Genomic DNA, 12,923 nt, shown 5'->3' with positions numbered 1-12,923 from the left:
ACTCCCGTGGCGCAAAACACCGGCAAGGCACGACCAGGCAAGACGCCGAGCGCCACACGGCGGCTGCGGCTGGGGCTCGGCATTATGCTGACGCTGCTGCTGGTGGTGGGCGGCAAGCTGTTCCTGGTGCAGGGCCTCGACGTCGGCGGCATGGCCGAGGCAGCGCTGAAGAACCGGCTCAAGCCCATTGAACTGCCCGCAGAACGGGGCAGCATCCTCGACTCCCACGGCACCGTGCTGGCCAGCAGTGTGATCCGCTACAACGTCGTGGTGGACCAGACCGTCAACACCAACACCGAGACGTTCCCGCGGCTGGACAAAGTCGACGGCAAGGACACGGTGGTGAAGATCACGCGGGATGAGGGCATCGAGGAACTCGCCACCGTCCTGGGCATGAAGAAGGACGACCTCAAGACCGCCCTGACCGGCACCCAGCGCTACTACATCGTGGCAAAGGACATCCGGCCCGACGTCGAGGACCGGATCTCCAAACTCCAGATCCCCGGCATCGTCACCGAAGGCACCAGCAAGAGGGTCTACCCCAACGGCTCCGTGGCCGGCGGGATTGTCGGCTTCCTGAAGGACGGCACTACCGGCCAGGCGGGCCTGGAACAGACCCAGGACGACGTGCTCAAGGGCACCGCCGGCAAGCGGCTGTTCGAAATCGGCGCCGACGGGCTGCGCATCCCGGTAGGCGTGGACCAGTTCACCCCGGCCGTCAACGGCAAGGACATCAAACTCACACTCAACTCGGACCTGCAGTACTTCGCCCAGCAGGCCATCCAGAGCCAGAAGGACCAGCTCAGCGCGGAGTGGGGCGTCATCGTCGTTTCCGACGTCAAGACCGGCAACATCATCGCGATGGCGGACACCAACGCCCCGGACCCTAATGATCCCGGCAAGGTGGCCGCAGCGGACCGCGGTGTCCGGTCGGTGACCGCCGCGTACGAGCCGGGCTCGGTGGAGAAGATGATCACCGCCGCCTCGGCCATCGAGGAGGGCACGGCCAAGCCGCTGGACAAGTTCATCATCCCGCCGACCTACACGGTGGACGGGCAGACGTTCACCGACGCGTTCGAGCACGGCACCGAGAAGCGGACCCTGGCGGGCATCGTGGGTTACTCCATGAACACCGGCACGGTGATGGTCGGCCAGCGGATCAGCAAGGAAAAGCGGCACGACTGGCTGCAGAAGTTCGGCATCGGCGAGGCTCCGGACATCGGGCTCCCGGCCGAGGCCCGGGGCATCCTGACGCCGGCCGACCAGTGGGACGGCCGGCAGCAGTACACCGTACTGTTCGGCCAGGGCGTCGCCCAGTCCACTCTCCAGACCGTCCGGGCCTACCAGAGCATCGCCAACGACGGCGTGATGCTCCAGCCGCGCCTGATCGACAGCTACATCAGCCCCGACGGCACCGTGGAGAAAGTCCCGGCGAAGCCCAGCCGGCAGGTGGTTTCCAAGAGCACCGCCAAGCAGGTCCGCGACATCCTCGAAAGCGCCGTCACCGAGGGCGAGATCAAGGACGCCGCAATCGACGGCTACCGCGTGGGCGCCAAGACGGGTACGTCCGAATCCCCGTGTGATGACGGCAAGTCCGGATTCTGCGGCTACACGGCCTCCCTGATCGGGATGGCGCCAATGGACGATCCGCGGTTTATTGTTGAAGTTGTCCTGCAGCGGCCCAAGGGCAGCATCTACGGCATCACCCAGGGGCCCGTGTTCCGTTCGGTGATGAGCCAGACGCTGCGCACCTACAACGTTGAGCCGTCCACCGGTAAGCCGGTCAGGCTCCCGCAGTACGCCAAGTAGCACCCAGCTTCACGAGTCAGCAACACCCACCAGTTCCACGCAGCCGGGCCTGCGTGCGGGGCAATCCTCCGCGCGCGGCGCATGCTGCCCAGCACCGCAACGGAGATCCCCTTGTCAGAGCCCAATGCCCACGATGCGGCACCAGCGCCATCCGGCCAGGACTCCACCTCGGCGTTCCGGCCCTCGACGGTTGCCGCCGTGCCGCTTGAAACCATCGGTGAGTGGATCGGCGTCGTCGTCCCGGGTGCCTCCGCGGACGTGCCCGTCACCGGAATTTCACTGAACTCCCGGACCGTCGAAGCGGGGGACCTGTACGTCGCTCTGCCCGGCGCGGCCCGGCACGGCGCGGACTTTGTGTCGGACGCCGTCGACGCCGGTGCTGCCGCGGTCCTGACGGACGACGCCGGCGCGCGCCTGCTGGCTCTCTCCAACGACATCTCCGTGCCCGTCCTGCTCGCCGAGGAGCCGCGGAGCCTGGTGGGCCGCCTCTCCGCGCTGATCTACCGGAGCCGGCCGGCAGACGCCCCGGCGCCGGCCCTGTTCGGGGTGACTGGGACCAACGGCAAGACCACCACCACGTACTTCATCAATTCCCTGCTCCAGGCGCTCGGCAAGAAGACCGGGTTGATCGGAACCATCGAGATCCTGGCCGGCGGCGAACCGATCCCCAGCCTCCTCACCACCCCCGAGTCGACCGACGTCCACGCCCTGCTGGCGCTGATGCGTGAACGCGGGCTCGACGCCGCGTCCATGGAGGTCTCCTCGCACGCCATTGCCTTCCACCGGGTCGACGGCGTGGAGTTCGACGTGGCCGGCTTCACCAACCTCACCCAGGACCACCTGGACCTGCACGGGAGCATGGAGGAGTACTTCGGGACCAAAGCGCAGCTCTTCACCGCCGGACGCGCCCGCGCCGCCGTCGTGACCGTGGACGACGAATGGGGCCGGAAGCTTGCCGCCGGCGCCGGCATCCCCGTCAGCACCCTCGCCACGGACGCCGGCGGTCCGGCGGCGGACTGGACCGTCGTTGATCCCCGTCCGCGCGGCCTGGGCACCGACTTCGGGCTGCGGCACCGCGACGGCACCGAGCTCCGGGTCCACACCGGGCTGCCGGGAAGCTTCAACGTCGCCAATGCGGCCCTCGCCATGGCCATGGTCATCGCCGGCGGTACCTCCCCGGCCGAGGTGCAGACCGCTCTGGACAGCGCCGACCCGTTCACCGTCGCCGTGCCCGGCCGGATGCAGCTCGTGGCAACGGAGCCGGCCGCCGTCGTCGACTTCGCGCACAACCCGGACGCCCTCGCCCGTGCCCTGGAAGCCGTGCGCTCCCCGGAGCCGGGTTCCAAGGTCATCATCGTCTTTGGCGCGACCGGCCAGCGCGACCAAAGCAAACGGCCGGCCATGGGCGCCATCGCCGCCCGCCTGGCCGACACCGTGATTGTCAGCGACGACGACCCACACGACGAGGACGCCGCCGCCATCCGCGCTGACGTGCTCGCCGGAGCCCTCGAGGCCCAGGCCCGCGAAGGCCTTGCCTGCACCGTCCTGGAAGTGTTCCCGCGCGACGCCGCCATCCGCAAGGCCGTGGAACTGGCGGACTCGCGCGACACCATCCTGGTTGCCGGCCGCGGCCACGAGGTCTGGCAGGAGGTCAAGGGCGTCAACCTGGCGCTCGATGACCGGGTGGAGCTCCGCTCCGCCTTGACAGCACGAGGATTCACCGTTCTCGATGACCAGCGGATAGAGTCCTAAACCGAGATGATTGCATTTACTGCGGCTGAAATCGCCGAAATTACCAACGGCCGGCTGGCCGCGGAACCGGGCATCACCCCCGGCTCCGTGGTGACCGACTCCCGCGAAGCCACGGCAGGCTCCCTCTACGTGGCCAAACCCGGAGAAACCGCAGACGGGCACGATTTCGTGGCGGCCGCCTTTGAACGCGGAGCTGTGCTGGCACTCGTCGAGCGCGACGTCGCCGCCCCGGACGGGTCCACGTACCCGGCCGTCGTCGTCGAGGACTCCGTCCTGGCCATGGGCGCCCTCGCCGCCGAAGCCGTCCGCCGGATCCGGGCGCACTGCGCCGCCGGCAATGAGGCCTTCACCGTCATCGGCATCACCGGTTCCGCCGGCAAAACGACCACCAAGGACCTGCTGGCAGGGATTCTTTCCGGTTACGGCACCACCGTGGCCCCACAGGGTTCCTACAACGGCGAGGTCGGGGTCCCGCTGACCGTCTTCAGCGCCGGCTACGAGACCCGGTTCCTGGTCATCGAGATGGGCGCCACCGGCATCGGCCACATCCGCTACCTCGCGGACATGGTCCGCCCGGAGATCGGCGTCGTCCTGGCCGTCGGAACAGCCCATGCCGGCGAGTTCGGTGGGGTCGAAAACATCGCCAAGGCCAAGGGCGAACTGGTCGAAGCACTGCCCACGGACGGCACGGCCGTCCTGAACCTCGACGATCCGCGCGTGGCCGCCATGGCATCACGGACCTCCGCAACGGTCCTCGGCTTCTCCGCCCAGCGCACCGGCAGCGGCCAGAATGCGCTGGTCCTGGCCGACGACGTCGAGCTGAACGCCCAAGGCAACCCCGAATTCGAGCTGCAGCTGCCCGGCAGCACCGAGCGCCACCACGTGTCGGCCAAACTGATCGGTGCACACCATGTGGGCAACCTTCTGGCCGCTGCCGGCGCCGCCCACGCCGCCGGCATTCCCGGTACCGGCATCGCCGCGTCGCTCAGCGCGCAGACCGCCGCCAGCCGCTGGCGGATGGAACGCACCGAACGGGCCGACGGCGTGACCATCATCAACGACGCCTACAACGCCAACCCGGAGTCCATGCGCGCAGCCCTGCGGACCCTCGCGGACCTCGGCCGCGGCCGGCGCACCTGGGCTGTGCTCGGGGCCATGCTGGAACTCGGCGAGGACTCCATCCGCGAGCACACCGCCGTCGGCACCCAGGTGGTCAGGCTCAACATTTCCCGACTGCTCGTCATCGGACGCGAGGCCCGGGCGCTCTACGTCTCCGCGGTCAACGAAGGATCCTGGGGCGACGAGTGCCTGTTCGCCGAAAACGTCGATGAGGCCTATGACATCCTGCGCGCCGAGCTCGAGCCCGGCGACCTGGTCCTCTTCAAATCCTCCAACAGCATCGGGCTGCGCCATTTGGGCGATCGGATAGCATTACCCGGAACCGCCACTGAAGGGAGCGCACTGCTGTGATCGCACTGCTGATGGGCGCCGGACTGGCCCTGCTGCTTTCCTTCCTGGGCACCCCGCTGTTTATCCGGTTCCTGGTCCGCAAGAGTTACGGCCAGTTCATCCGCGATGACGGGCCCACCTCCCACCACACCAAGCGCGGCACGCCGACCATGGGCGGCACCGTCGTCGTGGTGGCCGTGCTGGTCAGCTACGGGCTGACGCACCTCGTGATGTGGATGATGAACCCCCGCTCGCCGGGCCCGTCCGCCTCCGCGTTGCTGCTGCTCTTCCTTATGGTCGGCATGGGCCTTGTCGGGTTCCTGGACGACTTCATCAAGATCTCCGCGCAGCGCAGCCTGGGCCTCAACGCCAAGGCCAAACTGATCCTTCAGGCCGCCGTCGGCATCATCTTCGCCGTCCTGGCCCTGAACTTCCCGGACGAGAACAAGGTCACCCCGGCGTCCTACCAGATCTCCCTGGTCCGTGACATCCCGTGGCTGAACCTCGCCTTCGGCGGCACGGTTGTGGGCGCCATCCTTTTTGTGCTGTGGTCCAACCTGATCGTCACCGCGGCCACCAACGGCGTGAACCTCACGGACGGCCTGGACGGCCTTGCCGCCGGTGCCTCCGTGATGGTCTTCGGCGCCTACACCCTCATCGGGATCTGGCAGAGCAACCAGTCCTGCGGCTCACCGCGGCAGGCCGGCGCCGGCTGTTACACCGTCCGGGACCCGCTGGACCTCGCCCTGCTTGCCGCCATCGTCAGCGCCGCCCTGGTTGGGTTCCTCTGGTGGAACACCTCGCCGGCGAAGATCTTTATGGGGGACACCGGCTCGCTGGCGATCGGCGGCGCCGTGGCCGGCTTCGCGATCCTGTCCCGGACCGAACTGCTCCTTGCCTTCATCGGCGGCCTCTTCGTGATGATCACCCTGTCGGTCATCATCCAGGTCGGCTACTTCAAGGTCACCAAGGGCAAGCGCTTCTTCAAGATGGCCCCGCTGCAGCACCACTTTGAGCTCAAGGGCTGGGCGGAAGTCACCGTCGTGGTCCGGTTCTGGATCCTCTGTGGCCTGTTCGTCGCGGCCGGCCTCGGCATCTTCTACGCCGAATGGGTGGTGCTCCTGTGAGCGGTGTGATCCCCGAACCGCTGGCAACCTCGCCCCGGCTCGAGGGCCTGACCAGCTGGGACGCGGACTGGTCCGGGCTCCGTGTGGTGGTCACCGGAATCGGCATCTCCGGTTTCGCCGCCGCCGACACCCTGATCGAACTCGGTGCCCGCGTGGTGGTAGTGGACGCCGCCGACGGCGCCACAGCGCGCGCCCAGGCCGACACCCTGACGATTGTCGGCGCGGCCGGCGTGCTCCTCGGAGCCGACGCCGTCAACGCCGTACCCACCGTGGACGGCCAGAAACCCGAACTCATTGTCACCTCCCCGGGCTGGCGGCCCGACCAGGCGCTGCTCGCCGCCGCCGCGCGGGCGCACATCCCCGTATGGGGCGACGTCGAACTCGCCTGGCGCGTGCGCGAACGCGCAGGGCGCAAGACGGCCGACTGGATCACCATCACCGGCACCAACGGCAAAACCACCACCGTCGGGCTGACCGAAGCGATGCTGCAGGCCGCCGGACTCAAGGCCATCGCCGTCGGCAACGTCGGGACCCCCATCCTTGATGCGCTCCGTGACCCGGTGGAGTACGACGTCTTCGCCGTCGAACTCTCCAGCTTCCAGCTGCACTGGAGCCACTCGGTGTCCCCGGTCGCCAGCGTGTGCCTGAACATCGCCGAAGACCACGTGGACTGGCACGGATCGTACGACTCGTACCTGGCGGACAAAGCCAAGGTCTACGAGCGGACACAGAAGGCGTGTATCTACAACGCCGAGCAGATCGAAACCGAACGTATGGTCGAGAACGCCGACGTCGTGGAGGGCTGCCGCGCCGTGGGCTTCACCACCGTTACCCCCGCCATCAGCATGGTGGGGGTCGTTGAGGGACTGCTTGTGGACCGGGCATTCATCCCGGAGCGCAAGGACAGCGCCGCCGAACTGGCCGCCGTCTCCGACCTTGGCCCGGTGGCGCCCCGGCACATGGTGGCCAACGCCCTCGCCGCGGCTGCCCTGGTGCGCGCGTACGGCGTTGAGCCCTCCGCCGTGCGCCGGGGACTGCAGGACTATCTGCCGGGGGACCACCGGATCCAGCCGGTGGCCCGCCACGAAGGCGTGCTCTGGATAAACGACTCCAAGGCCACCAACCCGCACGCCGCCGCAGCGTCTCTCGCCGCGTTCCAGAACGTGGTGTGGATCGCCGGCGGCCTGTCCAAGGGCGTGAATTACGACTCACTGGTCCGCGAGAACGCCAGCAGGCTCAAGGCCGTGGTGCTGATCGGTGCGGACTCTGCCGGACTCCTGGCCTCGCTCCAGCGACACGCGCCCGATGTCCCCGTGATCGGCCAGGCAAAGGGCGACACTGAAGACGTGCAGACTGCCGAAACTGCCCACGCCGACGCAGGCCCCTCGCCGATTTTTGGCGAGACTGTAATGGCACGGGCCGTTGCCTCGGCAGCACAGCTGGCCACCTCGGGGGACACTGTGCTCCTGGCCCCGGCGGCTGCATCCATGGATCAGTTCTCTTCCTATGCTCACCGTGGCGACGCCTTCATCGAAGCTGTCCGCGAGCTCGTGGAAGGGCAGGCTCAGACCACCGAGGAGTAGCAATGGTCAGCACGCCCACCCGTCCCGCTGCGGCGCCGCCCGCCGCAGGCGCATCAGCAGCAGGCAAAAAAGCAGCCGCTAACAAAGCCGCTAACGCAATTCGCACGCCAGCAGGCCGGAGCACCGGCCAAACGGCCGGGGGAACAGCACCCGTCGCCCGCGTCCTGGGCTGGCACCGCCGCTTCTGGGCGGCCTTGGAAGGCACCGGCACGTCCCGCAACGGGTCTACGTATTACCTCATTCTCGGGTCCACCCTCGCGCTCACCGCCATCGGCATCATGATGGTGCTCTCCGCCTCGAGCGTGGAAGCCATCGCCGCGGGGGAGTCGCCGTACTCGGCCGCCCTCAAACAGGGACTCTTCGCGGCCATCGGCGTCTTCGTGATGCTGGTGCTCTCACGGGTGAACGTGGTGTGGCTTAAGCGCGTCGCGTGGCCGGCCATGATCCTGGCCGTCATCCTGCTTGGACTCGTCCTCCTGGTCGGGCGCAGCACCCTCGGCAACCAGAACTGGATCGACGTCGGCCCCTTCACGTTCCAGCCCTCCGAGGCGGCCAAGCTCGCGCTGGCCCTCTGGATGGCCACCGTGCTCAACCGCAAGGCCCGATACCTCAGCGAATGGCGGCACGTCCTGGTCCCGGTGGTCTTCCCCGGCGCCGCCGCCATCCTGGGCCTCATCCTCGCCGGTAACGACCTCGGCACTGCGATGATCGTCATGATCATCATGGCCGCCGGGCTGTTTTTCGCCGGGGTCCGCCTCTACCTGTTCGCCATCGCCGGAGCCGCCCTGTCGATCGGAACAGCCATCCTGGCCGTCACGAGCCCCAACCGCATGTGCCGCATCCTGTCCTGGACCGGACAGACCTGTGCCGACGGCTCCGACCTGAACTACCAGTCCACCAACGGACTCTACGGCCTCGCCTCCGGAGGCTGGTTCGGAGTCGGGCTGGGCCAAAGCCGGCAGAAATACAGCTGGATCCCGGAAGCCCACAACGACTTCATCTTCGCGATCATCGGCGAGGAGCTCGGCCTCATCGGCACCATCGTCGTCCTGGCCCTGTTCGCCGTCCTGGGCACCGCGATCTACCGGGTCGTTGTGGCCCAGCAGGACCTCTTCCACCGCGTCCTCGCCGGAACGATCATGGTGTGGCTGCTCGGCCAGGCCACCGTCAACATGGCCGTTGTCACTGGCCTGCTGCCCGTGATCGGGGTGCCCCTGCCGTTTATCTCCTACGGCGGCTCGGCGCTGCTCATGTCCCTGTGCGCCATCGGCGTAGTGTTATCCCTGGCCCGCGCCCAGATGGCTCCGACCATGCAACCGAAAAAGCTGATCAAGTTCGGGCCGGCCGGTTTCGCCACGGTTCTGCGCAAGCAGGCCGCCTCCCGACGGGCCGCCAAGCAACCGGCCCCAAAGGCCCCGGCTAAACCCCGTAGCCCGGGCCCGGCGTCCGGAACCCGGAACCCCGCCACTAAGAACCCCGCACGAAAGCGTACCTAGCCTCCCATGAAGACCGATTCGTCCCTGTCAGTCGTCCTCGCCGGCGGCGGTACCGCCGGGCATATCAGCCCGCTGCTCGCCATCGCGGGAGCCATCCGGGAGGTCCGGCCCGAGGCCCAGCTCCTGGCCGTCGGCACCCCCGGCGGGATGGAAGCCCGGCTTGTGCCGGCCGCAGGGCTGGAACTGGCCACCATCAGCAGGGTCCCCTTCCCACGTAAACCATCGATGGAACTGCTGCGACTGCCCGGAAAACTTGCCGGTGCCGTCCGGCAGGCCGGGGTCATCCTCGACGACGCCCGCGCGGATGTCCTGGTCGGGGTGGGCGGCTACGTCTGCACCCCGATGTACCTGGCCGCCCGGCGCCGCCGCATCCCGATCGTGGTGCACGAGGCGAACACCCGGGCAGGCCTCGCGAACCGCGTCGGCGCCCGGCTCAGCCACCACGTGGCCGTGGCCTTCGCCGCGACCAGGATCCCCGGGGCACGGCACGTCGGGATGCCGATGCGGCGGGAGATCTCCGGCCTGGACCGCACCGCCGCCCGTGAGGCCGCACGCACCGCCCTCGGACTGGACCAGCACAAGCCCACACTGATCGTCACCGGCGGGTCATCCGGCGCGCAAAGCATTAACCGCGCCATCGCCGCGTCCGTCTCCGCCCTGGCCGACGCCGGGATCCAGACGCTGCACATCACCGGCCGCGGCAAGACCGTCCACGACGCCGAGGGCAGGCCGTTGGCCGCACCCGGCTACCGCCAGGTCGAGTACGTGGACGGTATGGAACTGGTATACGCGGCCGCGGACCTGCTGCTGGCCCGCGCCGGCGCCGCCACCGTCTGCGAGGTCGCCGCCGTTGGCGTTCCCGCCGTCTTCGTCCCGCTCCCGATCGGCAACGGCGAGCAGGCGCTGAACGCCGCCGGGCTGGTGGACGCCGGCGCCGCCCTCCTGGTCGAGGACAGCGGCTTCGACGCCACGTGGATCGGCGAACACATCATCCCCCTCCTGCGCGACGGCGCCCGGCTCGCCGGAATGGCCGCGGCCGCAGAGAAGCTCGGTGTCCGGGACGCCGACAAACGGATGGCGGCCCTGGTCCTCGACGCGGCCCGCTCCACGCCCCGGACCTCACCGGGAACGGCCGGGACTGAACACGAACACTGAACACGAACACGAACACCAGCACCACTGAACACGAAGCAGCACTGAACAGCAGGCAGGAAGCGGTACAGCAATGACCCAGGCCCAGAACGGCACCCCGCCGACGGCGCACACCCAGGACTCGCTGGGACGTGTGCACTTCATCGGCATCGGCGGCGTCGGCATGTCCGCCGTGGCCCGCATTATGGTGGCCCGCGGTGTGCCGGTCAGCGGCTCGGATGCCAAAGACCTCCCGGTGATGGGCGAACTCGCCGCGGCCGGGGCACGGATTGCCGTCGGGTACGACGCGGCGCACCTGGGCGACGCGCAGACGGTGGTCGCCGGCTCGGCCATCCGCCCGGATAACCCCGAACTCGCCGCGGCCCGCGACGCCGGGCTCCCGGTGCTGCACCGCTCGGAGGCGCTGGCCGCCACGATGGCGCAGGACACGGCCGTCACAGTGGCCGGCACCCACGGGAAATCGACCACGACCTCGATGATCACGGTGCTCCTGCAGGGCGCCGGACTGGATCCGTCCTTCGCTATCGGCGCCAACGTCCCGGCGCTCGGCGTCAACGCCGCGTCCGGTACGTCCCCGGTGTTCATCGCCGAGGCCGACGAATCGGACGGCTCCTTCCTCAACTACCGCCCGCAGATCGCCGTGGTCACCAACGTCGAACCGGACCACCTGGACCACTACGGCACCGCCGAGGCCGTCTATGCCTCCTTTGACCGCTTCACGGAGCTGCTGCCCGCCGACGGGCTGCTGGTGGCCTGCGCCGACGACGCCGGCGCCCGTGCCCTGGCGCTGCGCACCCGGGAGCGGGGCACCACCCGCGTGGTCCTCTACGGGACCGCGCCGGATGCGGACGTGCTCCTGCACGACGGCGGCCCGGGCGACGTCCGGATCTCCACACCAGCCGGAAGCTTCGCCGTCGACCTCCAGGTGCCTGGCCGACACAACGCGCTGAACGCCGCCGCCGCCTTCGCCGTGGCGCTTGAGCTGGGCATCGCCCCGGCTGCCGCCGCCGGCGCGCTGGCCACTTTCTCCGGCGCCTCGCGCCGCTTTGAATACAAAGGCAGCGGGCGCGGCATCCGTGTCTACGACGACTACGCCCACCATCCCACCGAGGTGCGGGCAGCCCTCGCCGCGGCACGCTCCGTGGCCGGCGAACACCGGGTGCACGTGCTCTTCCAGCCCCACCTGTTCTCCCGGACCAGGGAGTTCGCGCACGAATTCGCGGAAGCACTCAATGCCGCCGACACCGCGCTGGTCCTGGACATCTACCCCGCCCGCGAAGATCCCATTCCCGGAGTGACCAGCCAGCTGATTGCCGATCACCTCAGCGCCGGCGGCCGGCTCGTTGCCGGCACGGATGCGGTCTCCGCCGTCGTCAACGCCGCAGCGCCGGGGGACATCATCCTCACAGCCGGCGCCGGCGACGTCACCGCGTATGGCCCGCGTATTGTCGAGGCCCTCACGGCGGAGGCACCGGGTGACTAGTTCGCGGCGGCCCGGCTACCCCTCAGGCCAGCGGGGACCGGACACCGGAGGGCCCCACACGGGACACGATGACGTCATCTCCGCCTCGAAAGCAGGACCGGACGTGGCGGCCACCGGCAACGGTGGCGGGAACACTCCGGGACCGCAGCGCGGCAATGTGCTGGCGTTCCCGGAACCGAGGGCCAAGCGGCGGCGCCGGATTGTGCTCACCACCGTCGGCGTGGTGGCCCTCCTGGTCGCCGCAATCGTGGCGGCGGCCCTGTATTCGCCGTGGCTCGCCGTGCGCACCGTGACTGTCGAAGGCAACCGGATGCTGACCACCCAAAAGGTCACGGCCGCCCTGGCGCCGCTGCAGGGGAAACCCCTGACACAGATCAGCGACGACGAGGTCACCGCGCTGCTGCGTCCGCTCGTGCAGGTCAAGGCCGTCACCACGCAGGCCCGGCCGCCCTACACACTTCAGGTCCGGATTACCGAGCGAGTTCCCGTGGCGCTGGTCAAGAAGGGGGATGCCTACCAGCTGGTCGATGTTGACGGCATCCAGCTCAGCACCACCAAGGACCCCGGTACGGTGAAGCTTCCGGTCATCGACGCCGGCCGCGGCGCTTTGGCCAAGGATCTCTTCCACGCCATCACGGCCGTCCTGGGGGCCCTGCCGCCGGATGTCCTGGCCCGGCTCTCCGACGCCTCCGCGAAGTCCGCCGACGCCGTCGAGCTCAAGCTCGTGGACGGGCAGACGATTGTGTGGGGCAACGCGGGGGACAAGGAACTGAAGGCGCGGGTGCTGGCGGCACTGCTCAAGGTCCCGGCAGATCCGAAAAACCCCGTGGCGATCTATGACGTCAGCGTGCCCAGGCACCCGGTAACCCGGTAGCCGGCGATTCCTTACATTCGGCCCTGCACGGGCGATAGTGCAAAAGGTGCCGGGCCGGAACATGGTCCGCCCCGCAGGGCGGCAAACAAGTACGGCAGCAGAAACAGAGCGGCATTTACCGGGTATTCCCGCGACACGCGGAGCCGGTTATTGAATGTCCTCGGCATAGGAAATAGCGTCACAACAAGAGTTACTTGA

General features: G+C 68.6%; 9 protein-coding genes. All 9 read left to right on the top strand.

The genetic code is table 11. From position 1 onward, the window contains the following. Nucleotides 1-6 precede the first annotated feature (6 nt). Nucleotides 7-1,809 carry a peptidoglycan D,D-transpeptidase FtsI family protein gene (locus AC1DHY_RS08620; RefSeq protein ID WP_476879846.1) on the top strand — a complete coding sequence of 601 codons (1,803 nt, stop codon included), beginning with the start codon at nt 7-9 and terminating at the stop codon, nt 1,807-1,809. 111 nt (nt 1,810-1,920) lie between these two features. Next, nucleotides 1,921-3,561 (top strand): UDP-N-acetylmuramoyl-L-alanyl-D-glutamate--2,6-diaminopimelate ligase, encoded by a 1,641-nt coding sequence (locus AC1DHY_RS08615; RefSeq protein ID WP_476879847.1) that lies wholly within the window; start codon nt 1,921-1,923, stop codon nt 3,559-3,561. Between the two features lie 6 nt (nt 3,562-3,567). Beyond that, nucleotides 3,568-5,031: a UDP-N-acetylmuramoyl-tripeptide--D-alanyl-D-alanine ligase gene (locus AC1DHY_RS08610; RefSeq protein ID WP_476879848.1), complete on the top strand. Its 1,464-nt coding sequence runs from the start codon at nt 3,568-3,570 to the stop codon at nt 5,029-5,031. Further along, nucleotides 5,028-6,137: a phospho-N-acetylmuramoyl-pentapeptide-transferase gene (gene mraY, locus AC1DHY_RS08605; RefSeq protein ID WP_476879849.1), complete on the top strand. Its 1,110-nt coding sequence runs from the start codon at nt 5,028-5,030 to the stop codon at nt 6,135-6,137. The genes AC1DHY_RS08610 and mraY overlap by 4 nt, the downstream gene beginning before the upstream one ends. Continuing rightward, nucleotides 6,119-7,720 (top strand): UDP-N-acetylmuramoyl-L-alanine--D-glutamate ligase, encoded by a 1,602-nt coding sequence (gene murD / locus AC1DHY_RS08600; RefSeq protein WP_476903470.1) that lies wholly within the window; start codon nt 6,119-6,121, stop codon nt 7,718-7,720. Before mraY ends, murD begins: the two co-directional genes overlap by 19 nt. A gap of 2 nt (nt 7,721-7,722) precedes the next feature. Continuing rightward, a complete protein-coding gene (ftsW, locus tag AC1DHY_RS08595) occupies nt 7,723-9,216 on the top strand; it encodes a putative lipid II flippase FtsW (protein WP_476903469.1) in 1,494 nt (497 codons plus the stop codon). A gap of 6 nt (nt 9,217-9,222) precedes the next feature. Further along, the gene (gene murG / locus AC1DHY_RS08590; RefSeq protein ID WP_476880237.1) at nt 9,223-10,371 is read left to right on the top strand and encodes an undecaprenyldiphospho-muramoylpentapeptide beta-N-acetylglucosaminyltransferase; all 1,149 of its coding nucleotides are present in this window, start codon (nt 9,223-9,225) and stop codon (nt 10,369-10,371) included. A gap of 70 nt (nt 10,372-10,441) precedes the next feature. After that, nucleotides 10,442-11,851: a UDP-N-acetylmuramate--L-alanine ligase gene (gene murC, locus AC1DHY_RS08585; RefSeq protein ID WP_476880238.1), complete on the top strand. Its 1,410-nt coding sequence runs from the start codon at nt 10,442-10,444 to the stop codon at nt 11,849-11,851. Beyond that, entirely contained in the window at nt 11,844-12,725 is an 882-nt protein-coding gene (locus AC1DHY_RS08580) for a cell division protein FtsQ/DivIB (RefSeq protein ID WP_476880239.1), read from the top strand. Before murC ends, AC1DHY_RS08580 begins: the two co-directional genes overlap by 8 nt. Nucleotides 12,726-12,923 lie beyond the last annotated feature (198 nt).

It is taken from the genome of Arthrobacter sp. 05L44, from assembly GCF_056397605.1.
This window is presented reverse-complemented; position numbering and strand designations above follow the sequence as displayed.

Bases quoted from the DNA above. Each gene is read 5' to 3' on its own strand.
- AC1DHY_RS08610 (WP_476879848.1), top strand. From the start codon at position 3,568: ATGATTGCATTTACTGCGGCTGAAATCGCCGAAATTACCAACGGCCGG.
- murD (WP_476903470.1), top strand. From the start codon at position 6,119: ATGGGTGGTGCTCCTGTGAGCGGTGTGATCCCCGAACCGCTGGCAACC.
- ftsW (WP_476903469.1), top strand. From the start codon at position 7,723: ATGGTCAGCACGCCCACCCGTCCCGCTGCGGCGCCGCCCGCCGCAGGC.
- murG (WP_476880237.1), top strand. From the start codon at position 9,223: ATGAAGACCGATTCGTCCCTGTCAGTCGTCCTCGCCGGCGGCGGTACC.
- murC (WP_476880238.1), top strand. From the start codon at position 10,442: ATGACCCAGGCCCAGAACGGCACCCCGCCGACGGCGCACACCCAGGAC.